The following is a 25399-nucleotide window of genomic DNA, read 5'->3' as shown; positions in this document are numbered from 1 at the left end:
GGCCATGAATCCCACCCCTGAACGCATCCTCGAAGCGGCAAGGATACTCTTCTCCGAGCAGGGGTTCGAGCGCACCACCATTCGTGGGATCGGGGCATCCGCGGGTGTGGATCCAGCACTGGTCGTTCACTACTTCGGGAACAAGGAGAACCTTTTTTTCGAGACCACACTTTCGGGCTTCGAAGTTCCCGACTTGCGTCAGATGGAGGGGAGGGTCACCGGCAAGAAGCTAATCGCGCTCCTGCGGGCCTCCGTATCCCATCCCGGTGCCCTGCACGCCCTCCAAGGCATTCTGCAAAAGCGCCTCCAGCGAGTGCTGGCGGAATTGCTTCCCGTTGATGAGGCAGACCTGCGGTCGGGCCTCATCGCGACCCAAATGGTTGGCCTCGCCGTGACCCGCTACATCCTGAGAATTCCATCTGTGGTGGCCCTGACGAAGGACGAGATTGTCCGGCGGATCGGTCCGGTGATCCAGCACTACTTGTTCAGCCATATGGCCGATGCCACAAAGAGCACCGTCATCGCTGGCTAAGAATCTGTCCCCAGCAAGGAGCCAAACACCCATGCCTATCGGAATTCGGACAACCATGGCTGTAGTGCTCGCGACAGGTTCCATGGTTCCTGGTCAAACCGTCATCGGGCGACCGGGTTGGATCCACACGGGCGAAGGGGTTCGCGAGAAGAATCTCGCCCTTATCCACGTCCAGGCCTACGCCATCAGCCATTGGGTCCGGATGCGGCCTCCTGCGATCACCCGGTTCGCCATGATCGACCTTGAGGAGGACAAGCAGTTCACCATCAGGATGCTTCGCGATGTCGGAGTCCTCCGAATGAAGGGCATGTTCCGGGATGCCTTCGCGTTGAACGGCTATCGAGACCAAGCCAGGATCGAAACGTTTCTGGCCGCCCTCACGAGGGATCTTGCGAAGGACGACCAGATCACGGTTGCCTACACACCACAGGGGGCGACCACCTCGATCTCTTTGCAGGGCTGCGGAACTGCGACCGTGCAAGGCAAGGACTTTATGCGGGCGACCTGGAGCATCTGGTTTGGTCAATCGGACCAACCGGCCCTGGGGGAAGCCCTGGTCTCGAAGCTGCGAACCGGGAAATGAGCCGAGGGTGTAACCGTCCGATCTACTCGCCGTCACCGTAGGAGTGACGAGGCTGCTTTTCCTCCGCCTGTCCGCTGAGTCCGGAAGCCTGGGTGTGGAGGTTCACTACGTAACGGATATATTTAGGCGGGCGTTCTAAAAATGTCCAAACTCCAGAAAAAGGACCTGGATTTCTCCAGGTCCTTTTTTGGTTGGCGCGAGTGGTCTCGAACCACCGACCCCCACCGTGTCAAGGTGGTGCTCTACCCCTGAGCTACGCGCCATCGGAAGTTCCATGCTACCAGCTTTCTCGCGCTTGTCGAGTCCTAATTGCCGGGAAAAGGCCGACACGGGCCGTTCTGCTTTTGGCTCAACCTTCCTGCGGCGGCGTGGTAGCGTGGATGTTTAACGGTTAATCCTTTTCGCGGCGGAGAGTCTGGATGCACATCACGGGTTCCATTCTGGTCACGGGCGGTGCTGGCTTCATCGGGAGCCATACGGTGGTCGAGCTGCTGGCGGCGGGGCGCGAGGTCGTGGTCCTGGACAACTTCTGCAACGCCAAACCCTCGGTTCTCCCACGCATCCGCACCCTCGCGGGGCGGGACTTCACCTTTCAGGAGGGGGATGTCTGCGACAAGGGGACTCTTGAGTCCGTCTTCAGGAAGCACGATATCGGGGCCGTCATCCACTTTGCGGGGCTCAAGGCCGTGGGCGAGTCCACCCGCCTGCCCCTGGACTACTACCGCAACAACCTCAGCGGAACCATTGGGCTGCTGGAGACCATGCAGGCCTTCGGCTGCCGCAACCTGGTCTTCTCCAGTTCCGCCACCGTCTACGGCGATCCGGCCGAAGTGCCGATTCGCGAAAGCTTCCCGCTCTCCGCCACCAATCCCTACGGTCGATCCAAGCTGATGGTCGAGGATCTCTGCCGGGATCTGGCCGCCAGCGAAGCGGGGTGGCGCATCGCACTCCTGCGCTACTTCAATCCGGTGGGAGCCCACCCTTCGGGTCTCCTGGGTGAGGATCCCCAGGGCATCCCCAACAACCTGATGCCTTATCTGCTCCAGGTGGCAGCCGGTCAGCGGCCCTTCCTGGAGGTCTTCGGGCAGGACTACCCCACTCCCGACGGCAGCGGCGTCCGGGACTACCTCCATGTCGTGGATCTCGCGAAGGGGCATCTGGCGGCCCTGGGGGCGCTTCACGGGCTGCAGGGGGCGGTGCCTATCAATCTGGGAACAGGCAAGGGCTATTCGGTCCTGGAGATGATCCAGGCCCTGGAGCGCACCGTGGGCCACCCCATCCCCTGGCGTTTCGGGCCCCGGCGCCCCGGTGATATCGCCCAGTGCTACGCCGACCCCACCCGGGCCCAGGAGCTCCTGGGCTGGCGGGCGGTCCTGGATCTGGACTGCATGTGCCGGGACGGCTGGAACTGGCAGCAGAGCGGAGCGGTTGCCCAGATCTGACCGCATCACGCCGGAGTTGCGGGCTCCGCCAGGCCCAGGACAATTCGCTTGAATTCGATCCTGGGCTTTCCGAAGTTGATGAGGAGGCAGAGGTCCAGTCCTGTGGCTTTGAGGTAGTTGATGCATTGGGCTGCGTGGGTGTCGTCCAGGGCCTTGGCTGCCTTGAGTTCCACCACGATGCGGCCCTCCACGAGGAGATCCGCGAAGAACGCTCCCACCACGACACCGTCATAGCGGACCTGGATGCCGTGCTGCTGAAGAACGGTTAACCCTTGTTTGCTGAGTTCATGGACTAGGGCGTTCTCATAGATCTTCTCGAGGAAACCAGCACCGAGGATGTTGGAGACTCTGAATGCAGCGCCAATGATGGCCTCAGTCAGCGGATCCTGGATCGGCATCGCAGCTCCTCGTGTCAGCTTGATGTGTGTATCATAGATTTCTTGAAAAAGCAAAAGCAGAATCAGCCGCGGATAAGTTGGATGAACGCGGATAAAAGATAAGGAATTTGAGGTTCGCCTCTGGGCACTGCCACGGCGCTCTGGCCGCCCCGCAAAGCGGGGGCGTCCGGCTTTGCCGGGCGCGTTTCGGGAGGGTGTGGGGGCCCCGGCACGCTTGCGTGCCCTGGCTCCCACACCCTCCCGAAACCAGGCCAGAGCGCCGACGTTGAGCCGGTCTTCATCCGCGTTTATCCAATTTATCCGCGGCCAACTTTCTTTGCTTTTCCTACTCCACCGTCACACTCTTGGCCAAGTTTCGCGGCTGATCCACGTCGCATCCCCGCAGCACGGCGATGTGGTAGGCCAGCAGCTGCAGCGGCACGGAATAGAGGATGGGCGCCAGCCAGGGGTGGACCTCCGGCATCTCCAGCGTGTCCTCGGCGATACCCGCCAGGCCCGTATCCCCCTCCGTCACCAGGGCCAGGATCCGGCCCTCCCGGGCCGCCGCCTCCTGGAGGTTCGACAGCGTCTTCTCCCGGTGCTCATCCCTGGGCATGACCGCCACGATGGGCAGGTGCTGGTCGATGAGGGCGATGGGGCCGTGCTTCATCTCTCCCGCCGGATAGCCCTCTGCGTGGATATAGCTGATCTCCTTGAGCTTCAGCGCACCCTCCAGGGCGATGGGGTAGAGCGGACCCCGGGCCAGGTAGAGGAAATCCCGGGCCTCCTGCCAGCGATGGGCCCACTTGATCAGCGTCTTCTCCTGGTTCACCGCCCGCTCCATCACAGCCGGGAGCTCCCGCAATCCCTGGAGCAACTCCGCCCGCAGGGCCGGGTCCAGCGTGCCCCTGGCATCCCCCAGGCGGATCGCCAGGAGCAGCAGCACCGCGAGCTGGGTCGTGAAGGCCTTGGTGGAGGCCACCCCGATTTCCGGCCCCGCGTGGGTCAGGAGGACCGCCTCGGCGGTGCGGGTCGCGGTGGAACCCTGCACATTGCAGATGGCCAGGGTCCGGGCCCCGCGGCTCGCCGCCTCCTTCAGGGCCGCCAGGGTGTCGGCGGTCTCGCCGCTCTGGGTGATGCCGATGGCCAGCGTCCCAGGCTCCACCACGGGTTCCCGGTAGCGATACTCGCTGCCGTAGTCGACCTCCGTGCTGAGGCGGGCGATGTGCTCGATGTAGAACTGCCCCACCAGCCCAGCGTGGCGGCTGGTGCCGCAGGCCAGGATCACGATCCGCTTGAAGCCCCGCAGTTCCTCGTCCGTGTAGGGCAGCTCCAGGGGCAGGGTCTCGCCATCGATGGGCAGGCGGTTGAGCAGGGTGTTGGAGATGGCCAGGGGCTGCTCGAAGATTTCCTTCTGCATGAAGTGCTTGAATCGGCCCTTCTCCGCGCTGACGGGATCGTAGGGGATGGTGTGGACCTCCCGGGTCACCTCGCTGCCATCCTGGCGGAAGATCCGCACCCCCTCGGCCCGGAGCTCCGCGAGATCCCCGTCCTCCAGGTAGATCACCCGGCGGGTGTACTTGAGCAGGGGCACCACATCCGAGGCCAGGAAGTTCTCCCCCTCGCCGATGCCGATGATGAGGGGCGGCCCGCTGCGGCCCACCAGGATGCGGCTCGGGTCATCGGCGTGGAGGCAGGCCAGGGCGTAGATGCCGCGGACGCGCCCCAGGGCCTCCCGGAAGGCCATGGCGAAATCCCGGCCCTCGCTCATCAGGTGGGAAACCAGCACGGGGAAGCACTCGGTGTCCGTCTCACTGACGAAGGTGTGGCCCGCCTTGCTCAGTTCCTCACGCAGCTCCAGGTAGTTCTCGAAGATCCCGTTGTGCACCGCCACCACCTTGCCATCGGCACTGCGATGGGGATGGGCGTTCTCCTCCGTGGGCCGCCCGTGGGTGGCCCAGCGCGTGTGCCCGATGCCCACGGGCGTCGGGTCCGAGAAGTCCAGACGGGCCTGGAGGTTCACCAGCTTCCCCGAAGCCCGGGTGATGCGGAAGCTGCCATCCCCAGGCGCCAGGGCGATTCCCGCGCTGTCATAGCCCCGGTACTCCAGGCTCCGCAACCCATCCACCAGGATCGAGGACGCGCCCTGATGGCCGATGTAACCGACGATGCCGCACATGGGAACTCCTAGTAATTGTTAGTAGGGATGGACCCCAGGATCAGCTTAGGGCTTTTGGCGGTCCCGGGGGTATGGGGTGGAAAACACCTCAGGCGAGGCGGGGTGTCTTTTGTTTCCATTTGTGGGGGTCAATGGGCGCAAGAAGCCGCCGGATGTCGATTGGTGTGTGCTGAATGCATATGCCCCCCCCGGGCTCCTATGGAAGCAAAACGCCTTGCCAGACCCTGCTCCGGGGAGGACACTTGTGAGACCGTTTTGCGACTGTCTCGAGGGGTTGTTCGTTCTGGTTGGGATGTGGCGTATGTTTCATGGCGAAAATTCGATGGCTTGGCTGGCTGGATCCATGGTTTTTACAGCCATCCTCGCCCTTCTTGCCATTCGTCTTTCCCGGCGCTTCGGTCTGCTGGACCATCCCCAGGGACGCAAGCAGCACGGTCGCCCCACGCCCCTCTGCGGGGGCCTGGTCCTCTGGAGTGTCCTTTCGATCCTGAGTCTCCTGGGGAAGCTGGATCTGGGCCTTTCCCTTTGGGACTGGCTCGCCCTCCATGCCATGGCCCTGGTGGGGCTTCTTGATGACCGCTTCGGTTTCCGGGCCCGGACCAAGGGGGTGATCGGCCTCGCTGCCGCCGCCATGCTGGCCCTTACCCACGGCGTGGCCCTGCTGCAGCTCGGCGGCACCTACCCCCTCTTCGGCATGGGCCTGCCCAACGCCGTCTACACCACCTTCCCCCTCTTGCTTCTCTGGTTCTGGTTCCTGCCCCAGGCCATCAACCTCATGGATGGCATCAACGGCCTAGTGATCGGCTTCAGCCTGCTCGTCCTCTGGTTCCTGGGGGCGCCCGGCATCCTGCTGATCTCCCTCGGGGCGCTCCTCCTCTTCAACTACCCCAGGGCCAGGCTCTTCCTGGGGGATTGTGGGGCCCTGCTCCTGGGCACCCTCCTGGCCATCCTCACCGTCAAGGCAAGGCTGCCCCAGAATCCCAACGGGTTCTTCGTGCTGTTCATCTACCCGATGGTGGACGTGAGTCTGGTGGTGTTCTCACGATGGCGGAGCAGGAGGCCGCTGGGGGTGGGGGATCGGGGGCATTTGCATCATAGGATGACAGACCTCCTTGGGGGGTGTTCTTGGATGGCAACTCCAAGTCTTCTCTTGATTGCCTTTGGGCTTCGAATATTACTGGAACTCGGGTACGGTGATGATTTGGAGATGCGGCGGCTTGGAGTGTCTCTATTTATTTGCTTCGTAGTCATTCTTGCTCGGCGATCTGGTTCGGGCGCTAGGTTACAAGGGACTTTTGGTCCGCGTGTTAATAACGCATCAATGAGGTAGGTTGACGAGTGGTTTACCTCCCAGATTGAGGCACTTCAGCCACCAGAAGGCAGCCTGCTGTGTCGTGGAGCTTTACACGTTTGGCTAGCCAGAGGTTGATTTGGTTGAATATTACCTCTGTAAGCCGGTTTTGGAATATGGTTAAAACTGAAGCAAGCAAATACAACGGCTTGTTGATCTGGCGCAGTTTGGCGGTATAGCGTTTTGGGTAGAATGGGAACCGGATCGGATCATAAGGGTAAAGACGCACCTTGACGAAGCCAGACTGTTCTAGAAATTCCTTAAGCTCGTGTACGGAGTGCAGGCTGATGTGTTCCTCTTCGGAATCGTCCATCCTGAATCCTTTCCGGGCGAGATAGGTTGGGATCGTAAGCGCTTGGCCAGTGACTGTTTCCGAAAACGCGATCAGCCGTCCGCCTGGGGGGAGTAGCTTGCGCAATGTCCTGAATGTTTCTGGTACCGAGGGCACGTGCCCAAAAACATCGCATGAGATGATGGCGTCCAGTGGAATCTCCCGGAGAACTGCTTCCATGTCGCAGGAAGGGTCGGCGATGAAGCTCACGCTGGCCTGATGGCACTCGGCAGCGCGGTGAGCAATTTCGACGGCTTTGGGGCTCACGTCGTAGCCATGCATCCTGATCCTGCTTCCCATAACTGTGGCCACATCTATGGTGACTCCACCGTGGCCAGAACCGAAATCCAGCACGTTCAGACTGGATTTGTCCATATCAGCCTGCAGTCGCTCCAGTTCCCGCACGAAGAAGAACCGCTTGGTGTCATGCCAGAGCTTGAGGCGGTCTACCCAGTTCATCTGTGGTGAGAGCTTGGGGGGATTGTTCCATTTCTCGATTGCGGCATCATTTCGCTCGAGAATGTTCTGGCTGTTCATGATCGAGACTCTATAACGGCGTTTCTAGAACCCCCTGCTTTGCGCATGTTATGCCCCAAATTAGATGCGTCTGTCCTGTCTGCGTGGTTGGGGTGCGGGGGCTTGGGTGGCTTTTTAGGTGTTGGCAGCAGGCCGATTCCTAGATTTATTGGAAGTTGGGCGACGTCAATCTCTGAATGTGCTGCACAGTTGTAATTGTCGTCGCGCACAAATTTAGTGCATTTGAACATAAGATTCCAAAGGTGTATATTTGCGGTATTTGGGCTGGTCTTTTGATCTGCTCGAAATTGAATTTGCATAGTTTGACTGGGTGAATCTGTGGATAAAATTATCTGCTGCAATGTCGGAATTGTCCAAGCCAAGCTGGGCCCTCGAAATACAGGCATGAAGTCGGATCTGATCTGATCTCGGAGCGAATGATACGTGCTGGGGTTCCTGCCACTAGGGTATTCGGCGGGACATCCTGGGTGACCACTGCTCCTGCGGCTACGATAGAACCATCGCCAACGGAGACACCTGGCAAGATGACGGCTCTCGCCCCGATCCAGACTTTGGAGCCTATGTGGATTGGAGCAGCAATGCTTTTGCGGGTTTCGGCGTCGTGATTGATGGTTAAGAACATTGCTTGTGGTCCTACCATGACTTGGCTACCAAAGGAAATCACGCCATGCCCTTGCAGAAAGCAGCCATTGGAAATCAACACGTCACTTCCAAAGCTCACCTTCTTGGGTGATGTGATGTGGCACCCAGGTAAAATGGTAACTCGGGATTGCAGCCACTGCGCCTTGAATTGAAACTGTTGACACCGCTCCTTCCAGTGGGTTAACGATGCGCGGAAGAGTAGCCAGTAAGCCATCACGAGGGCCTCCTCTGTGGTTGTGTGGATATCCACATCCAGCTTATGGATATCCCGCACCAAGCTGCTAGGGTCAAGGCACCTAGCCCTACGACCCCGAAAAACTTTCCGGCTGGGTAAGTCAAGATGACTGCACCCGCAAGAACTGGTAAATAACCCCTTACGAGCAACTCGCGAATGCGGGTGGAGGCTAGAATTACCGAAATTTCGAAGCGGAACCAGCAGGATATGGCGACGCCCAATAGGATCAGGGTAGTAGCCAAGGCCGCTCTGGGCTCGATTCTGCCTGTGACTGAGAAGTGCCAAATCTGGTAACCACCAAAACCGAACAGCGCGACTCCGCTAAATTTGAAGATCTTGCGATAATGGGTCGAGACGGCACCCTCCCCTCGTGAGTAGCCATGAATTACAACTGATTGTAGAACCTGGAGGGGGACTAGTGCGGCCAGTAACAGGCGATTGATGTAGGCGATTTGACCTACTTGTTGAGCTGAAACACCATCAAACATCCCCATGGAAATAGGTGCTAACTGCGCGAGAGCCATTGTTGTTAAAGATATCCCCTGTGACCAGAGGCCATAACGTCTTATTGCGTAGTTTGCGAAAAGTATAATCCGAGATATGTTGAGTTGGAAGGGAAAAAATAGTATGCATGAGAGCATTAGGGGGAGTGTGTAGCCCAAAATGTAGAAGGAAACGGAAATTTGGGGCAGCTGATCCAATACCAACAAAATACCTAAACCCAATAGCCTTGTTCCTACAGCAGCGATCGCCACCCGGCGCACATTCCCAAGGGCCAAAGAGACTGTGCCTAAGACTCCCCACAGGGCTTCCGTTGCTGAATAGATCGTCGCCCCGAGGGTCAGAAGTATAAGATTGCCAGCCTGTGCTTCAATTAGGCTAGAGCTCACCAGGAATGGCACGCATAGAACGGTCACGATCACTGCCAGGAGCGTCTTCGCCAGGAGGTATGGCGTGGCCAGCGACAATAGCCTTCGTGCCCGGTCTCCATGTCCTCGAACCAGAATGAATCCATGAGGGTCGGGAATAGGCCCAAGAATTAGATTAAAAATGCCGAAGATCCAGGCTGGCAATGCATACCCAGGCCCACCGAAGCGGTGAAGGATGAATGAGTGGAAGATCAAGCCGAAGATGCGCGGAGCAAAAGCGTCCAAATATCGCCAAACGACTGGCCCGTTGACTAATTTCCTGAGGTAGTGGTGAAGTGACATTCAAGGCACCCTTTCCGAACAATGCGAGCCCCACGACCAACCCAGGACGCGAGACCTGGGCGTGACCACATGAGTGATTCGGTTTCCAGGGATCCTGTGGTTTCCCAAGAGTCAAAACCATGTTCTGCCCTAAGCCACAGGGTGGGAGAGAATAGAACATGTGTGCCACTCGATGGCAAAACTTCCATCGAAAATCGGAAAGTATTGCCATCGTATTGCAGCGTGGAGGATCCGCATGAATGCTTGAATCCTGGGGTAATTGTTGATGGGTTTTCCTGTCGGTAGCGAGTGGGGTGTTGAGTCAACATGCGCCTTGGCATTGTTTGAATGACACTGCGGAGTAATGTGAGCCCCTCCCGAAGTCCAAATGTGTCAGGCATTGCCACTGGGGTTCTGGGCGGTAGTAGGGCTGCCTGAACGCCTCTAGAATCGGCGATCAATCCGTGCCCTGCAAAATCTAGGGGGTGCCACCAGAGGCCTTGCTCCCTGTTGCACATACCAGTAAACCCGGTGAATCCCTTGAGCCAGAACTCGCCAAAGGCCCGGTAATCTTGAGACGTGTTGTACCCATGCAGCAGGGCCGTTCGATGGGGTCCTGTCCAATCTGAAGCAAGCGAGCCATTTGGTTGTTCTGGTGGCAATCTGCGAATGACTTGGGCAGTCCAGCCCCGGTCCAATTGGACCTCCCATGGTTTGGAATACTGGATAGCGGCTGCCATGGAGGCATAACCGAATGATTGGAAACGTCCGCGGCCCAAGGGTGAAGGATCTCCGAACATGGTGCAGGTATTCGCAAGCCAATCAAAAGACGCCTGCACTCTGGATTGCAAACTTGGCGTAGGCTCTGCGAAACGAAGAATTAAAAGCAAAAGGTAGGCATGATATTGCGTGCTGCGATCTTCGTGTGTGTCCCAAAGCAGTCCATCCGAGGCTTGGGTGAGCCGAATTTCCTCAAGGTCCCGTTCTGTCAAAGGGCGCTGATCTAGGGCACAGGCCGCAATTCGTTGCATCAGGCGCCAGTTGGTCGTGTGGTGGCTTTGGCCGAGGTGGGGGGACGCATGCCGGAGCAAACGTCTGAGATTCGGTTCCAAGGGTTTGCCGAGAGTGGGGGTAAATGTGTCCACCAGGGCGGTCGAAAGGAACTCCCAGTGGCCCTCTCCTGGTGGATTACGGGCGTGAACCTCGTATAGATACTGAGCTAGTGATTTATCTAGTCTTGCTTCAGGTGCGCCTTTGACCATAGTCAGGAGGCGGTAGGATTCAGCATAGAAACCATCAAAGGTTGGGTTCATTCTTCAATCTCCCATTCGACGCTGAATTCAAGCCATTGTTTTGGAAGCATCAGGATGCCCCCATTAGTTTGAAAAGGAATCCGCTGACTGACTCGCTCTCTCACATAGAGTGTTCGATCTAGAAATCCTGGGATTGCTCGGGCGATCTTTTGGAAAAAAGGTGAAAAGGGTGCATTGAACCAACTGTTGCAGCCTCGTACGACCGTGTTGGTAGGTTGAATAGCCAGCATTCGGATATGGAAAACCCATGCATCTGGCTCATCCCGGAAATAGACAAACAGGGCCATACCTTTTGGGGTGCGAACTGCTTTTGGTCGAAAAATGATTCGACTGCCATTAGTCAAACAAACCAGTGAATCCTCCGCCAAATACTGGTGGTAATGGTTACGCTTTTGCCAGGGAATCACCCTCCCCCCAATAGAAACGCTTTTGACTCGTAGCAGAGGGAAGACAAAGCGAATTACTGAATCCATGAGGTAAGAAGGCTGTGTTACCTGCACTCTCAATCGGCGTGAACCTGTTGCTTGGTGAATAGAAAAACCTTCAAACACATTAAAATACGCATCCTTTAGCCGAACCTGGGCATGAATGTAGTCCTCTCCGTCTTCCTTTGAATCCGTGACCGCAAGGCTCAAGATTTCTCCGAGCCCAGGACGGTCCATTGAGTAGAACGTAGATAGAGAACCGACTTCGACTCCCATGTGTGCGAGCAAGCCATCTTCATCTTCAAGGATGCGAAGAATTGCTAGGGAATTCGGGGGGGGGGGGAGCCTATGTATCTGCATCAGCCACCTCATGGTGCAAAGGCAGATGTCGCATGGAAATTACAACAAATAGTAGTAAAAACCAGTAATCGCCCAAGCGATGGGCAAAGAAATAGTTACCTCCCTTTAGGTGAGCAATAAATGTGAGCATTGAGATGTGATAAAGGCTGTGAGCATACGTTCGTGTGGCTGTAGGCCAGCGCTGATCCTGGGAAGCGCGTGCACAAACCCACGTCATCAATCCATGGATTAAGCTCCAGAATGCGAGACCAATCGATCCAAACATAAAGAGGTATTTGGCGTAGAGTTGGTCTGCTGTCGTCTTAATATCCAAGCCTGCTCCTAACCATGGCTCCCAAGGATTCAGAAAGAAGACCGACAGGTTCATGTAAACAGTGCCATAGAACGATTGTACGTCCATTGGATTACCTCGTTTGAATATCTTCAAGACCTCGAAATATCGCCCCATTAAAGATCCCTCTCTCCACACATCATCTGGGAGAAAGTGGGCGACACTTCCCGTTACTACCAGGGTGATTACAAGCAAGAGTTTCTTTGTGTGGCCCAGTCGGCAGATCAGCTTCAAAAACAGGTAGAATCCCAATAACAAAAAGCCTGTCCGCGCCGCTAAAAATGCGCCGATGGCGCTAAATACAATTGCTAGACGAAGGACGTTTGGATTGATCCGGCAGTCGCGCTGGAGGGCGTGGTAGAAGATGATGGCCATTCCGCAAAAAAACATAGATGTCACGTCATAGCCGCTGAAAATGGCCCGCGCCCGATAGGAAAGTTCTTGAATGCGATCGGGCGCGCTCATGGGGTACAGGTCCAGCAGGAGACTCCGAAAGGACGAATTTGTTAGTTCCATAACCTGAATAAAGAAAATAAGAAATGTCAAGGTCAATAATGACCTGAGTAAGTCCCTGTCCCAATCAAGGGTTCGAACGACCAGCTCTCTTATGAGCATTGCCCAAATAAGCATTTTCCATGGCCAAATGGCATATTTGACGGCTTCTCCGAAGTCAGGATAGTTCGAAGGGATCCTTAACAGTGCCATGATCCCAAACATTGCGATCAGGAATATGAGCAAGGACTCCATCCTGCTCAAATTGTATCGGAATTCCGTTTGTCCGATTTTGAAAGTGCAGGAATACAACCAAATAAAAGCCGCAGGCAGAAGGAGCAGGTAATCCCACCGAAGAAAGATGCCACCGACATGAAAGAAACGCTCAGGCATGACGACTGCCAAGGGGAGCGCGACTACCAGCAGGAATGTGTGAACCCGTCGATGTTCCATATTAGTATGAGCAAGAATGGGGTGCTGATGTAAGCGTCATAGCAGCCTCGGATGCCCAGTCCGCAAAAGAATTACCCGTTAGATATTTGCTTGCGTAACTTTTGCCCAGCTCACTGCATCGCTGCCAAACCTCGTCATCCCTCACAAGGATGTCCACAAACTGAGCAAACTCGGTGGGTGTATCCGCAACCAGCAGGCCGGTCTTATCTAGTTCGGGAAGCCCCTCGGCTCCAATGGAAGTGGTCACGATGGGTAGACCATGGGCTAAAGCATGGATCACCTTGATCTTTACTCCTGAGCCCGAGAGCAGTGGTGCTATGAAAACCCTGGCAGACTGGTAGTAGGCATCAAGATCCTCGATGAAGCCTTTCATGTATACCTCCGCGTGTTTTCCTGCCTGGGCCAGCAAGGACGCAGGGGCCCCATTGCCGACGACATCCAGGCGAAGCCCCTGTAGCCATGGCCAGACTTCCGCAAGGAACCACGTCAGCCCTTCTGTATTGGGGTGCCAGGATAGGGACCCCACAAAGAGGAGTGCGGACTGCCGATTGCTTAGCGGCCCGGGTTCACAAGGAATCTGGACTGCTGGCAAGAATACCTTGGCTGGCAAGGTGTAACCACAATCTCGCTGGGTGATGTTCAGGTCATCTTGGGAAAGGAAATGGATTTCGTCAAAACTTGCAAGCCATCGGCGCAGAAAATCCATAGCTCTAACGCTTTCACATCGCGTGACCCATGCCTTTATTCCCTTCATCTGCAATGCAGCCCGTTCGAGAAGTTGATGCTCTGCATTATGCAGATGCAGAACCCTGTATGGGCCCTTAAGGTGATATGCAGCGGGTATCATTAGCCAGTGATCCACATATATCAGATGAAAGGGGCGAGAACCCATCTGGCGGGACAGTTCCAGCAGTTCTTTCGAGTGATTACGGAAAATAGAAAGCGGAAGACGGTATGCTAACGAACATAACCAAACCCATAATCTCCTGGGCCTCAGGTGTCCCGCCGCAAGATGACTTCCCTCTGTGATTGGGGTTGCAGGTTGTTCGCCTTCTAAACTTAGAACGGTAAGGTCAAAAAAAGAGGCCAGCACCCGGAGCCGTTCCTGAGTGACCACAAGTCCTCCGCTTGCTCCGGAAGAGGGATAGCTTGGTGTAAGGAAAAGGGCACGCGGTCGTTCTTTGGCGGACATTGATATCCTATTAATTGTTAACTATTGTTTTTTAATAGATTTATAAGGCGACGGACGTGAAGCCGATGCCACACGAATTTCATCTGAGAGCGCAGAGAACATACATTCCACTGCTCTTCTAGAAATTTGCGGTTTCGCATCCAGAAGACAGCATTGTTGCGAATGGCCCAATACTCATACCAGAGTATTCCATGTCGTCTTTGTCCGCCTCCGTCGGCATAGGCCAATGCCAAAGGGAGATGGAAGCAGAAGCTGGCAGGGATCAGATACACAGACGCTTCGTATCGCATTTGTGCTTGCACCTGGGGGTCCGTTTCTTCTCGGAAACCGTTCCCTTCATAGCCTTCGAAGTACCGCAAGCCCTTTTGAAATAAATCTCGCGGCCACAAGGCGATTGAGGTTATAAAAGGCACTCTAATGGCCTTGCCGTCGCCTGCCCAGGGGGTCAACAACAATCGACCCATGTCCATATATGGCAAAGATGCATCTGGCTTGGTTCTTTCTATTGCTTGGGTTGTCGTCTCCCCATCCCTCAAATAGATAACTTTAGGCCCAGTCACTACAGATTTGCCGGAAGGGCGGAAAAGTCTGCAGGTACGCACAAGATCGTCTGCAAGGATGATGTCATCGTCTACTGTCAGGATTTCCTCGCCAAGGCACTCTAGAATGCCTCGGTTTCGTGCTGCAGGTGCGCCCCTTCGTGCGGGTAGGTTGATGAGGTGAAAGCGAATGCCTTGGGCCGCGCATGCCTCGCCTATGGAATTGTGCAGCTTGGCATAGTCTTGACTGCTGCCGTCATTCACTAGGACAACATCAATTAGGCCGTCTTGTTTCATCCAGCTCGCCCAGACTCGCTCTATCACATTAAGGCGATTGTGAGAGGGGATCAGGATGCTCAGCGTGGGACAGGTCATGCCAAATCTCCCGAATCTAATTTGTTGCATGGTTTACCGGATTCTGGCACCAATCCAAAATCTCTAGTGGGGTATTGCCATGGGAGATCGCTGCATAGCTTGGAAAGGAGGTCGTGATATTGCCTTAAGACCACTGGCAGGGATGACGTCTTCTCCACGAATGCTCTGGAGAGATTACGCACTGTTGGGTAGACATCAGGATGGGAAATTGCTTCCACTGCCGCGACCCAATTCCTTGGGTCGTCTGGTGAATTGACCACCCCCAGTGATAGCGGAGGACCGGCCTGCTTCAGAAGTCGAGTCGGACCTTCCACGCAGGTGACCACTGGACATCCGCAGGCTTGGGCCTCGCTTATCACTTGGGGGTAGCCTTCAAATCGCGATGGGAGTAGAAGGACGTCAGCGGATCGATAAAGGTCCGGCATGTCGGCATGGGCTGTGTCGAATCTGAAGAGGATTTCTGGCCTGTTATCTCTATGAAATCCAAATGGCTTAGGTGTGGCAACCAAGAGCTGCCAGCCAGCGGGTAGCATACTGGCAATGGCCTCCATGCGATCCATGCCCTTGGCGTATTCCCATCTCCCTGCAAATAGAGCCAGTTTTGACGTCAGTTGGAGTCCAAGGCGTCTCCTTGCATCTCCCTGATGGCCAAATGTGAATCTCTCCGTATCAGTGGGTGGCATAATGGTATCTGGGTGGACTCGAACACCAAAGGACTCCAATTGATCCCTCAGGCTCTCGCTGTTGGCAAGTGCTCCTAATGTCCCTCCTGCTTTTCGCTCCAGGATCGCAGACACTCTGATCAGGACCATGTTGATCAAACGATGCAAGGTTCCGCGAGGTCGGACAGCTTTTGAGCGGAACCCCGCGTAGGAACCCAAGAACAGGTGTAGATGCCGCGGATGATGGACACCGATACCCATCAATTCTGTAGAAAGGATGAAATCGAAGTCACTGAATTTGGGGTATCCAGGTAGGTCCTTGGTTCGAATCAAAGATGCCATAAGAGGGGCCATTTGACTGAGGCATGCTCGGAGCCCAGATGTATCACTATCATTCCACGTTCTTATTGTGACGCTCCCGCCAAGTTCCGTCAGGATCTTCTCCATGTACCCAAGCATGACTTCTGCACCACCGCGGTCTCCCTTTGGGTAGGGTGCAAGTATCAATACCTTTATGGGCTTAGGCATTCGCTTCTCCCGGGCTGAAATTGGACGGGTCATGCAGGGCAGATCGGCTATTTGAAGTGGGCCAGAGTGGCTGCTCGTAACAAAAATTCAATTCTGTCATTGGCGATTTGACGACTGTAATATTTACGCGCCACATCAGATCGATATTCTGTGAACGATCTCAGGTTCTGCGTGTTTTCAGCAGCTGAGTCCGCTGCAATTTGAAAAGCCTCCCAGTTCGTTGTTACGATGCCCAAACTGGGGTCTTGAAAAATGTTATGCAACGGCGAAGATTCACTTGCAATAGATATGTTATATAAACCGCATGCCATGTACTCAAAGGTTTTCACTGGAAGGCAGTAAGCTCGGTGCTTAGGCAGTGGATTTAATCCGAAATCTGCCGCACACATAGCCTCGGCGAGTTGTTCGCTGTTTAAGTTTTCTAGCCAGTAGAACCGGTTCTTCATGCCTGCTTTGGCGACCATGTTTCTGAATTGAGATAGTAGGTTGATTGAATATTCGTTGCTGACCGCAGCGACGATTACCCTAGCATCATGTCGATCCAGGACTGGGAATAGCGCCAAAAATGTTTGGTCTAGTTCTTTGCCGCCAAGAATACCCTGATAAATGAAGACTGGACTATCGCCAAGGCCTAGTTTGAGGCGAGTGGTCACCCGCTTGTTCGCGTTGGCTGGGAAAACTTTCAGATCAACACCATTGGGGGCAATGATCGACTCGGGGAAAGGGGTTCCCTGCAGTTCGGTCATTGCGGCTCGGAGGTCCTCTGAAACAAAGCTGATACGCCTGGTCGACGAGAGGAGCATTCGCTCCAGTCGCTCTTTCATCCATAGGCGCCAGCCTGGAGGTATTTCCCCAAGCTTGCGGGCCTCGGCGACATACGGATCACGTATGTCGACCACTAGCTGATAACCAAGCAGTTTAGCCAATAACGCGACTTCTGATGCTGGTGTTGCTGGTGGTGAGCTTATCATGATTGGACAAGGTTGCTCTCGCCAAAGCCATCGAAGCAGTCCAAGCCGCCCACGCACGCGTACCACGTCAAACTCATTGGAAGCTTGGTGGTGAGGGCGGGACGTCAAGAGGGTCGGACGGTATCCCTTTGTCAGCAGATGGCGGGCAAGGCTGGCGATGCGGGTCGAGCATGCGGATGGCTCTGGGGGCAAATAATGGGCATATATGATTACGCGATTCATCCTGGATAATCTCTCTTAGGGGTGGAACCCTTTGTTCGAAATTTAAGAGATTCCATGAAAACAATTGCAAGAAATACGGGGAGCGTGGTCAATTGGCGCCGCAGGCGGCGGGGTTCTCGGAGCAATCGGAATAGCCATTCCAGTCCTGCTTTGCGAACCCACAGCGGTGCACGAGGCACCTCTCCGCTCAGAAAATCAATCGTCCCACCCAGGCCGGCTGCAAGCCCGACCCCGGATGCTTTGAGTATGTCCATGTTGGAGTGGATCCACATTTCCTGACGTGGGGCGCCCAAGCATACGGCAACGACCGCTGGTCTGGTTTTTTGTAACAATGAAGTGATTTCTGACTGTTGAATTAGAGGCAAGCCGGGGTGATAAGTCGGCGAAAATCCAAATACTGCTAAACCGGGATAACTGTCCTTGAGATTGGTGATAGCCTGGGCTAGGTGTTTTTCTGAGCCACCAAGAAAAAAGATGGGACGTCCACACTGCTGTGCGGCGCGGGCGAACACATGGACAAGGTCCGACCCACAAAGGCGCTCAGGGCATGGTTTCTTCCTTAATGTCAATGCTAGGGCGACTCCGACGCCATCCACCACGTTCCAATTTCCCTGGCGTAGTACTGACAGATATTCCGAGTTTCGCTGACCTAGCATGATGATTTCTGGATTTAGGGTGTAAAGAGAAATTGGGGTAAGGCATGTTTCTAAATGGGTTCTCAGGGATTGCTGAAGAGCAGCCTTGGTGGTCAACCAGAGAGGGATTTGTAATAGCGTTGTGGTTGGGTGTGGATGCAACATTAATTTACACCCATTAACTTGGCCGCAAGCCATCTCCGGTTCTGGTAAGTCCAGCTTATTGTTGACACAAGTAGGAAAGTTGCAAATACAAAAAGAGAGCGTTTGGGGCCACTCTTCTCGGTCGGGGTGTACCCCTTGTCAAGAATATTGATTTCCTGGAGCTGGCTTCTCGCGTCGAGAAGGCTGACTTCATAGGCTTGCCCTGCATTTACGACAAGAGATCTCGCAAAGCTAAGTTCTGCTTCTAGTCTTGCGCCCTGAAGGCGGATAGATGGGTCATTACTGGTGTTATAGTTGTGATTTTTTTCGATAAAATTACGCAAATTTGATTCTGCGGTCAATAACTCGTTTCTTTTTGATTCGAGTCTCTGGTTGGCAAATTCCGCTTTGACCGCTTTGTCTGAAATATTTTTGTTCTTAAGATAGAATGAAAGTGACTCAGTTGTCTTCTTGACGATAGCCGCGGACAGATCAGGAGAATGGGTGGTGGATGTTATGGTGATAATGGATAATTTGGGGTCTCTCTTGACTTTCATTAAACCCCGGAGTGCGCCCACTCCTTGATCTATATTCTTAAGACCAAGATAATCAAGAAGGGTTTCTTGATGCCGGACTGGTTTGCCCCAGTACCCCCAGCGCTGGTCAAAGGAATATTGATTTGTTAGAATCTGCTCAGCCATCCATCTACTTCGTAGGATATTCTCATACATGACCAATTCGTCATCCTGGCCGCTTACTGAGCCTGTTAGCTCGGCAGCTGCAATGGCTAGGTTATTGGTTATCTGATTGGATTTAGATGCGGGTATAAGGGATGACTCCGATGTGTAATTGTTTGAAATAAGCATGGATGCAGCAGTGGTAATTGCTGATGCAAATATTGCATGAACAAGAGCGCGTTTGATGGCTGATTTTAGTTGGCTTTTCATTGGTTCCTGCACGTATTTTTGCTTTTGTTTTGTTAGCGTCTCACGGCACTAATCAGGATCGCCAACGGCGTCAACGCCGTCATATTCTCCTGCCAGGTCACATCCCTGCGCACTCTCTGCGGTATCAGCAGGGCATCGCCGGGTTCGACTTTGGCCCAGCTTACCCAGGAGTCCTTGATGCGGCCATCGGCCTTGAGGAGGCGGATCTGGCTGGTGTCGGCGTTGCGGGTGGTGCCGCCAGCTAGGGTCAGGAGGTCGGAGACGGACATGCCGGGGGTGACCTTGTAGTAGGCGAAGGGGGTGGCGGCTTCGCCCAGGACGATGGCGGAATCGGTCTGCTTGGGGATCACCACGGTGTCGCCATCCAGGAGCTCCACGTCGTGCTGGGCTTCCTTCTTGAGGGCACCTTCGAAGTTCACCACCAGGCGATTCGTCTGGCTGCTGTCCAGGCCGTGGAGCACCGGGGCGCGGAAGAGCTGGGGTTCTCCGACCTTGCCCAGGGCGCTGGTGGTGCTGTTGACGTAGAGCTTGGTCTCGTTGAGGCGTTCCAGCACCTCTGCCAAGCCCAGGGTCTTGGCGCTGGTCTCCAGGGTCGTCTTGTCGCTGTTGAGGGGGCGGATGAAGATGCCGCTCTTGGGCATGGCCTGGGGGGTGAGGCCCCCGGCGCGCTCCACGAGCTGGGAAAGGGTGAAGTGCTCGCTTGCCAGGACGTAGTAGCCGGGGCGGGCCACCTGGCCCAGGATCTGGACGGTGCGGTGGAGCTTGAACTGGGGCTTGGAGTAGACCGTGACCTGGTCATCCTCCTGGAGCTTGGGGTTGAGGGCCTCGTCCTGGAGCCGCAGGGGGCTGGCCTCCTCGCTGGAGAGCAGCTGCCCCAGGTCCAGGCGCCGGACCTCACTCACCTTGCCATCCTTGGTGCGGGCCAGTTCGGCGTAGAAGCGGTTGGCATCCTTCTGGGGGATGCCCCCCTTGAAGACCAGGTCCGCCACCCGCATGCCCTCGTGGAGCTCGAAGGTGCCGGGGTGGGTGAGGGGGCCGGAGATGGTGACCTTCTTGGGGAGGCGCAGGCTCTGCACCCTGAAGAGTTCCACCCGATCCCGGTCCTCCAGCAGGAGGTTGTGTTCGGGATCTCCCGCCAGGGCCTTGGCCACATGGAAGGATAGGTAGCGGGTGGAGCCGTCCTCCAGGGTGCGCACGAGCTCGCCCCGGCCTTGGTAGGTGTCGGGAAGGATCTGGCGGTCGCGCTTCAGGAGTTCGCCCACCTTCAGCCCCTCGGTGCGGCCGAAGGCGCCGTTGACCCGGGCCCAGCCGGTGACGGTGACGGCCTGGGAGAGGCGTTCCCGGCGGGGGAAGGCCGAGAGGACATCGCCCCGCTTCAGTTCGGTTCTGGACAGGGTGGCGATGGGGATGTCCTGGACGCTGGTCAGGCCCTCGGCATCCTGTCGGCGCAGGCTCAGCAGCTCGGGATAGGCCTCGGGGCCCAGGCCTCCGGCGTAGCGCAGGGCGTCCTGGGCGGTCTCTCCGGGCAGGAGCTCGAATTGCAGCCTGGTGGGCTTTTCCGGCTTCACGGGCGCTTTGGGGGCGGGTTTGGCCTCGGGGGTCTTCCCCTCCGGGGACTTGGCCGGCGTCGGGTCCGTTGCGACTTCGGGCGGCGGGGGAGGGGGTAGCAGGGCCTTGACCCGGGCGAAGGGGCCTTCCAGGGTGATCTGGTTGTAGGCCATGGGGACGAAGATGGTGTCCCCGTTCTGGAAGGACAGGTTCATGTTGCCCAGGCCTTCGGCCCGCAGGGGGTAGAGGTCCAGGGCGTGGAGGAGCTTGCCGCCCCGCAGGACCCGGATCTGGCGGTAGCTTCCGGCGGCGGTGGGGCCCCCGGCCAGGCCCAGGACGTTCACCAGGCTGCTGAGGCTGGGGGCCAGGTAGCTGCCGGGTTTGTAGACCTCGCCCATGACGAAGATGCGCACTTCCCGCAGCTTGAGGACGGTGAGATCCACTTCGGTATTGGAGAAGTTCTTCTGCACCAGTCCCTGGACCCGGGCCTTGGCCTTGGCCAGGGAGAGGCCGCCCACCTTGACGGTGCCGACCTTGGGGATGACGACCTGGCCGCGGCCATCCACCTGGACGGGGAGGTCGAAGGTGGCGCTGCCGAAGGCGTTGAGGTTGAGCCGGTCTCCGGCGCCCAGGACGTAGTCATCGGCGATGCCTCCTTCGGTGCCGCTGGCGCCGCGTCGGCGCATCTCGAAGAGGTCGGCGGCGAAGCGGGCGGGTGCGTTCTCCCGGGCCCTGAGTTCCCGGATCTCCTGTTCGAGGCGGTCCTCCTCGGCCTGTTCGCGCTGGAACTGCATGGTGTCGAGGGTGGGGCTGGTGGTGGCGGTCCTGGGGACGGCATCGGCGATGGTCGGGGTCGTGCTGCTGGCCTGGTTGGCGGCCTTCAGTTCGTTGATGAGGCTGGCATCCTGGGCTCCCAGGGAGGCCACCAGGATCATGGGTATCGTTGCACGGAGGCGGGGCATACGCAGCTCGAAGAAATGCGGCCCCTTGGGGGGGCGCTGGCGTGGGAACCCAGGTTGGGGTTTGCTTTCCAAGATAGCGCTGGGGATAGGCAAATGTCGACCGGCGATGGGCTAACCCATCAGAGAGGAAGCCCACTGGGTGACCTGAGTGGCCAGGTTGATGGCCTCATTCCAGTCTTCCTCGGTCAGCGGGGGGTAAACGCCAGGGTATCGAGTCTGCACTGCGTACCGGGTGAGAATCACTGCTGCATCAACTGGCTCTGGGATGGCTACGTCGTGCTCGTCCAGAAGGTCCATGAGTTCTGCAAGATCGTGGGTGTATCCGAACCTGATGTCCTTGCTTCGGTACACTGCTTTCAATGCTTTTTCTGCAGCCAGTTGGGCCTGGAAACACAGGTCTTCGAGATAGATTTGTCGTTGTTCAGGCCTCCGCGATGGAAGAGGATCGGTGAAAAGCAGAATCAGCCGCGGATAAATTGGATAAACGCGGATAAAGAAATGGTCCATGAGTGGGGCACCTGGGCCTGCCCCGCTGCGCGGGGGCGGACGGCAGAGCCGCCCGCGTTGAGCAAGGGAGAGGGAGGCTATGGCACGCATGCGTGCCTCCGCCTCCCTCTCCCTTGCTCAACCAGTCCCAGGTGCCCAGGTGGATTTCTTTGAGCTGTGCGCATCCTGTGGATCACAGGCTGAAAACAGCTTTTGCTTCTTCTTGAACGGGGAGGTCAAGTTTTGCAAAGCCGGTAACCGGGTATTCCTTCATCCGCGTGTATCCAATTTATCCGCGGCCAACATGCTTTTCTCACCGGGGAAAGCGCGATCTGTGGCTCTCGAACTGAACGGCTACGATTTGCTGATCTGGAGAAATGAGAAGCCAGGGCGAGGGGCGAGGTGAAGCGTGATAAACGACTCCGCTGGAAACGGTATCCGAGCTTTCTCGTGACTGAACCTGGAGCCGTTATGCTGGGGTTCGACTTTGCGAGGTTCTCGGGCATGTTCGATGTCGTCATAGCTGGTGCCGGACCCGCCGGGGGGCATCTGGCCCGTTTGCTGGCGGGGCGTGGGCGTTCCGTGCTGCTGGTGGACGCCATACCGGACTGGCGGCACAACCCCTTCAGCAGCGCGGGGTTGCCCCTGGAGGCCCTGGACCGGTGGGGCTTGCCCCATGGGCTGGTGAAGGCTCGCTGGAGGGGGCTGGATATTGTCTCCACGGCGGAGCGGGGGCACTGGGAGGGGGATCGGGACCGGGGGGCGGTGCTGGACTTCGGGGAGCTGCGGGCCTTCCTGGGGCAGGAAGCCTGCGCCCAAGGCGCGGAACTGCGCCTGGGGACGCGCCTAGTGGGGTGGGACGCCCTGCCGGAGGGCGGGTGCCGGGTGAGGCTGGCTTCCTGTGCCGGTATAAAGGAGGTCCAGGCGCGGGTGCTGGTGGATGCCACGGGGCCTGCGCGGGCGGCCTTTGGCCTGCGGCCCGGCACGGACTACCTGTATGGCGTGGGGCTGGAGCATCTGGTGGAGGTCGATGAGGCGACCTATCGGCGCTTCGGGGACCGTTTGGTCTTCTATCTGGGAAGGGGCTGGGTTCCCGGGGGCTACGGCTGGGTCTTTCCCATGGGGCAGGGGCGGCTCAAGGTGGGGGCCGGGCTCTTCACGGTGGGGCGGGGGGCTGGCCGTCCGGGGCTGGAACCCTTCGTTCAGCGGCTGCTCCGGGAGGAAGTGCGCGCGGAGGCCCGGGTTCTGGATACCCACGGCGGGGTGTTGCGCTACGCCAGGGGCCTGGGGGACACCTACGCCTCGGGGCCGGTGATCGCCATCGGGGATGCGGTGAGCACCCTCAATGTGCTGGGGGGTGAGGGGATCCGCTTTGCCATGGAGGGGGTCGAGATCGCGCTGCCTTTCGTCGAGGCGGCGCTGGGGGATCCGGGGCGGGGCTTCCATGGCTACGAGCGGGCCATGAAGAAGCGTTTCCGCCATTCCTGGAACCAATGCGAGGCCCTGGCCATCCGGAAATACCTGGAGGAGGATGACAGCCGCTTCGACCGCATGGTGCGGCTCCTGAAGAAGCAGGATCTGGATTTGCTGATGGACGTGCTCTTCCATTACCGCTTCGGTCGGGCCCTCCGGGCAGCGGGGGCGGGGTACCTCCTGGGCAAGCTCTGGCGGAAGCTGCGGGGGGGATGAACCGGATAAAGCAATCCGGCGGGCAATGATGGTCCACAAAGGCGATCTGGCCCGCCCCGCTATGCGGGGGCGCGCGGCAAAGCCGCACGCGTTCAGGAAGGGCAAAGGGGCATAGGCGCGCCTACGTGCCATAGCCCCTTTGCCCTTCCTGAACCTGGCCAGAGCGCCGAGCCTCCTCTGGCTTTTCATCTCTTTCATCCTTTGCATTCCCAGCTCATGTCTTTCTCGGCTGAGCAAAGGCGATAATCGGGTAAGTCAAAGCCCGAGAGCTCGATGAACTCCACGCGTCCCGCCAGGGTTTCCGAAGCATGGGGTATCGTATGGTGAAAATTCGGAGTCTAGGTCCGAATTTTATCCAATTTATCCGCGGTCTCCTACGGCTTCCCGGTCTCCACGAGGTGTGCCAGATAGTCACTGGGTGATCGCACGATGACCCCCTTCCGGGCGATCTCAGGAAAATGCTTGAGGTTCCCCGTCACCAGCCAGGCCCCGGATGCATGGGCCAAGGCAAGAAAGGGGGCATCCTTCGGGTCCTGGCCCTGATAAGGCCAGGGAGGCGGATCTGGAAGATGAAGGCTTTCCTCTACCAGGTATTCCATCCATTGGGGAGGGAACCCGTAGCGACGGAACTTCGCCCGCTGGACAACTTCCCGGTACTCCCCGATCACCCAGGGGCTGGTCACGACCTGTATGTGTCCATCCAGGGCCCAGTCCATGACGATCTTTGCGGGGATGCTTCCGGGCTTGATGGCAGCGGAGACAATGACATTGGTGTCGAGGACGACGAGTCTCATCCGGCCTTCCGGCGGCGGCGTGCCACGCGGACCTGATCGATTTCCTTGTCGATCTCCTGCTCACTCATGCGGTCCAGGCCGGAATCCTCCGCCACGCGCCAGCTTTCCCGCAGGCTCGCTTTCGCCATGGCTCGCCGCAGTTCCTGGTCTTCCAGGGTGATATCGCCGAGCACCGGGACCAGGAAATAGGCCGGTCCCTGCTGATCGGACAGCAGAACGGTTTCCCCTGCGGGGACGGACTCCAGAGCCTTGGCCCCCCGGGTCCGGAACTCTCGTAGTGATACCTGGCGCATGGATCGCCCCCTCTATCCAAGTGTAGCTAAATTGGCTACACCTGCCAGGATTCTGAACCTGTGCTGCGGCATCTGGAGTGCGGGAGGAAGACGCTCTACGAAAAGTTGTGTGGGTAGGTAGGGGTACCCCTTGAGGTGATGACCCTTGACGGTAGTAACGTCATGCGTTAGTAATGTCGCATGGCCATTCAATTCGTGGACTACCACTGAAAAGAGGCATCATGCGCGAAGTCCCTTACCCGCATCCTGGCGAAATCTTGATGCATGAGTTCCTGGAACCCATGGGCATCACGCAGTATCGCCTTGCCAAGGAAATCCATGTTCCCCAGCGTCGTATCGGGGAGATTATCCAGGGGAAGCGAGCGATCACGGTAGACACCGGCCTTCGCCTCTCGCGGTTCTTTGGGGTGTCGGAAACCTTTTGGGTTGGCCTCCAACTCGACCATGACGCGGCCACCGCCAGGGACCGGCTTGCGTCCGTGCTGGATGCCATCCATCCGTGGGGGCAAGCCTCCTGAGCCCTACTTCCAAAGATCACCCACAAGGAATAGCGAGGAACCCTTCCGAGTTGTCCATCCCCCACGGGTCTTTCTTCGGCCTGCGGCATCCGGAGTGTGGGCTGGGCGTGGCGTCTGCCTG

The 25399-nt window shown here is 57.2% G+C and carries 23 protein-coding genes and 1 tRNA gene; 6 read left to right on the top strand and 18 right to left on the bottom strand.

Going from position 1 to position 25399, the window contains the following annotated elements; translation table 11 throughout:
• Positions 1–4 precede the first annotated feature (4 nt).
• Both HOLFODRAFT_RS19720 and HOLFODRAFT_RS0206150 read left to right on the top strand, forming a co-directional pair.
• Complete coding sequence (locus HOLFODRAFT_RS19720) at positions 5–532, top strand: TetR/AcrR family transcriptional regulator (protein ID WP_158412922.1); 528 nt, start codon at positions 5–7, stop codon at positions 530–532.
• 31 nt (positions 533–563) lie between these two features.
• A complete protein-coding gene (locus tag HOLFODRAFT_RS0206150; protein WP_005036615.1) occupies positions 564–1115 on the top strand; it encodes a chalcone isomerase family protein in 552 nt (183 codons plus the stop codon).
• Positions 1116–1303: 188 nt separating this feature from the next.
• Here HOLFODRAFT_RS0206150 and HOLFODRAFT_RS0206145 read toward each other — a convergent pair.
• A tRNA-Val gene (locus HOLFODRAFT_RS0206145) sits at positions 1304–1378 on the bottom strand.
• Between the two features lie 156 nt (positions 1379–1534).
• Here HOLFODRAFT_RS0206145 and galE point away from each other — a divergent pair.
• Positions 1535–2557: a UDP-glucose 4-epimerase GalE gene (gene galE / locus HOLFODRAFT_RS0206140; protein WP_005036616.1), complete on the top strand. Its 1023-nt coding sequence runs from the start codon at positions 1535–1537 to the stop codon at positions 2555–2557.
• Between the two features lie 5 nt (positions 2558–2562).
• Here the strand turns inward: galE and HOLFODRAFT_RS0206135 are convergent, their stop codons facing one another.
• Both HOLFODRAFT_RS0206135 and glmS read right to left on the bottom strand, forming a co-directional pair.
• On the bottom strand, positions 2563–2955 hold the full coding sequence (locus tag HOLFODRAFT_RS0206135; protein WP_005036617.1) for a GxxExxY protein: 393 nt from the start codon (positions 2953–2955) through the stop codon (positions 2563–2565).
• Positions 2956–3280: 325 nt separating this feature from the next.
• Positions 3281–5113, bottom strand: a complete 1833-nt coding sequence (glmS, locus tag HOLFODRAFT_RS0206130) for a glutamine--fructose-6-phosphate transaminase (isomerizing) (protein ID WP_005036618.1) — start codon at positions 5111–5113, stop codon at positions 3281–3283.
• A gap of 343 nt (positions 5114–5456) precedes the next feature.
• Between glmS and HOLFODRAFT_RS0206125 the strand changes: the two genes are divergently transcribed.
• Complete coding sequence (locus HOLFODRAFT_RS0206125; protein ID WP_005036619.1) at positions 5457–6443, top strand: MraY family glycosyltransferase; 987 nt, start codon at positions 5457–5459, stop codon at positions 6441–6443.
• 13 nt (positions 6444–6456) lie between these two features.
• Here the strand turns inward: HOLFODRAFT_RS0206125 and HOLFODRAFT_RS0206120 are convergent, their stop codons facing one another.
• From HOLFODRAFT_RS0206120 to HOLFODRAFT_RS19715, 13 genes are all read right to left on the bottom strand, one after another.
• The gene (locus tag HOLFODRAFT_RS0206120) at positions 6457–7332 is read right to left on the bottom strand and encodes a class I SAM-dependent methyltransferase (protein ID WP_005036620.1); all 876 of its coding nucleotides are present in this window, start codon (positions 7330–7332) and stop codon (positions 6457–6459) included.
• 328 nt (positions 7333–7660) lie between these two features.
• On the bottom strand, positions 7661–7954 hold the full coding sequence (locus tag HOLFODRAFT_RS25245; RefSeq protein ID WP_244432653.1) for a DapH/DapD/GlmU-related protein: 294 nt from the start codon (positions 7952–7954) through the stop codon (positions 7661–7663).
• A gap of 233 nt (positions 7955–8187) precedes the next feature.
• Positions 8188–9420: a hypothetical protein gene (locus HOLFODRAFT_RS0206115; protein WP_005036621.1), complete on the bottom strand. Its 1233-nt coding sequence runs from the start codon at positions 9418–9420 to the stop codon at positions 8188–8190.
• A gap of 1288 nt (positions 9421–10708) precedes the next feature.
• Positions 10709–11347, bottom strand: coding sequence for a hypothetical protein (locus HOLFODRAFT_RS24395; protein ID WP_148300373.1), 639 nt, complete (start codon positions 11345–11347; stop codon positions 10709–10711).
• 136 nt (positions 11348–11483) lie between these two features.
• The gene (locus HOLFODRAFT_RS0206110; protein WP_026939091.1) at positions 11484–12713 is read right to left on the bottom strand and encodes a hypothetical protein; all 1230 of its coding nucleotides are present in this window, start codon (positions 12711–12713) and stop codon (positions 11484–11486) included.
• A 61-nt stretch (positions 12714–12774) separates the two neighbouring features.
• Positions 12775–13965 (bottom strand): glycosyltransferase, encoded by a 1191-nt coding sequence (locus HOLFODRAFT_RS0206105; RefSeq protein WP_005036628.1) that lies wholly within the window; start codon positions 13963–13965, stop codon positions 12775–12777.
• A gap of 17 nt (positions 13966–13982) precedes the next feature.
• On the bottom strand, positions 13983–14879 hold the full coding sequence (locus HOLFODRAFT_RS0206100) for a glycosyltransferase (protein WP_005036629.1): 897 nt from the start codon (positions 14877–14879) through the stop codon (positions 13983–13985).
• On the bottom strand, positions 14876–16069 hold the full coding sequence (locus HOLFODRAFT_RS23855; RefSeq protein WP_005036630.1) for a glycosyltransferase family 4 protein: 1194 nt from the start codon (positions 16067–16069) through the stop codon (positions 14876–14878). Before HOLFODRAFT_RS23855 ends, HOLFODRAFT_RS0206100 begins: the two co-directional genes overlap by 4 nt.
• 47 nt (positions 16070–16116) lie before the next feature.
• Positions 16117–17262 carry a glycosyltransferase gene (locus HOLFODRAFT_RS25635; RefSeq protein ID WP_005036632.1) on the bottom strand — a complete coding sequence of 382 codons (1146 nt, stop codon included), beginning with the start codon at positions 17260–17262 and terminating at the stop codon, positions 16117–16119.
• Entirely contained in the window at positions 17259–18062 is an 804-nt protein-coding gene (locus HOLFODRAFT_RS23850) for a WecB/TagA/CpsF family glycosyltransferase (RefSeq protein ID WP_005036634.1), read from the bottom strand. The genes HOLFODRAFT_RS25635 and HOLFODRAFT_RS23850 overlap by 4 nt, the downstream gene beginning before the upstream one ends.
• Complete coding sequence (locus HOLFODRAFT_RS24390) at positions 18062–18988, bottom strand: GumC domain-containing protein (protein WP_005036636.1); 927 nt, start codon at positions 18986–18988, stop codon at positions 18062–18064. Before HOLFODRAFT_RS24390 ends, HOLFODRAFT_RS23850 begins: the two co-directional genes overlap by 1 nt.
• 32 nt (positions 18989–19020) lie before the next feature.
• Positions 19021–21498 carry a polysaccharide biosynthesis/export family protein gene (locus HOLFODRAFT_RS0206085; protein ID WP_084053389.1) on the bottom strand — a complete coding sequence of 826 codons (2478 nt, stop codon included), beginning with the start codon at positions 21496–21498 and terminating at the stop codon, positions 19021–19023.
• A gap of 111 nt (positions 21499–21609) precedes the next feature.
• Positions 21610–22005 carry a HEPN domain-containing protein gene (locus HOLFODRAFT_RS19715; RefSeq protein WP_052572490.1) on the bottom strand — a complete coding sequence of 132 codons (396 nt, stop codon included), beginning with the start codon at positions 22003–22005 and terminating at the stop codon, positions 21610–21612.
• Positions 22006–22455: 450 nt separating this feature from the next.
• Between HOLFODRAFT_RS19715 and HOLFODRAFT_RS0206075 the strand changes: the two genes are divergently transcribed.
• On the top strand, positions 22456–23673 hold the full coding sequence (locus HOLFODRAFT_RS0206075; protein ID WP_005036640.1) for a lycopene cyclase family protein: 1218 nt from the start codon (positions 22456–22458) through the stop codon (positions 23671–23673).
• A gap of 374 nt (positions 23674–24047) precedes the next feature.
• Here HOLFODRAFT_RS0206075 and HOLFODRAFT_RS0206070 read toward each other — a convergent pair whose 3' ends face one another.
• Both HOLFODRAFT_RS0206070 and HOLFODRAFT_RS0206065 read right to left on the bottom strand, forming a co-directional pair.
• On the bottom strand, positions 24048–24467 hold the full coding sequence (locus HOLFODRAFT_RS0206070) for a putative toxin-antitoxin system toxin component, PIN family (protein ID WP_005036641.1): 420 nt from the start codon (positions 24465–24467) through the stop codon (positions 24048–24050).
• Entirely contained in the window at positions 24464–24760 is a 297-nt protein-coding gene (locus tag HOLFODRAFT_RS0206065; RefSeq protein WP_005036642.1) for a hypothetical protein, read from the bottom strand. The genes HOLFODRAFT_RS0206070 and HOLFODRAFT_RS0206065 overlap by 4 nt, the downstream gene beginning before the upstream one ends.
• A 221-nt stretch (positions 24761–24981) precedes the next feature.
• On the opposite strand from HOLFODRAFT_RS0206065, the gene HOLFODRAFT_RS0206060 reads away from it, so the two are divergent.
• Positions 24982–25278, top strand: a complete 297-nt coding sequence (locus HOLFODRAFT_RS0206060) for a HigA family addiction module antitoxin (RefSeq protein WP_005036643.1) — start codon at positions 24982–24984, stop codon at positions 25276–25278.
• Positions 25279–25399 lie beyond the last annotated feature (121 nt).

The sequence above is a fragment of the Holophaga foetida DSM 6591 genome (genome assembly GCF_000242615.2).
Taxonomy (GTDB): Bacteria; Acidobacteriota; Holophagae; order Holophagales; family Holophagaceae; genus Holophaga; species Holophaga foetida.
Note: the sequence above shows the minus strand (reverse complement) of the source record. Positions and strands in the feature narration are given on the sequence as shown.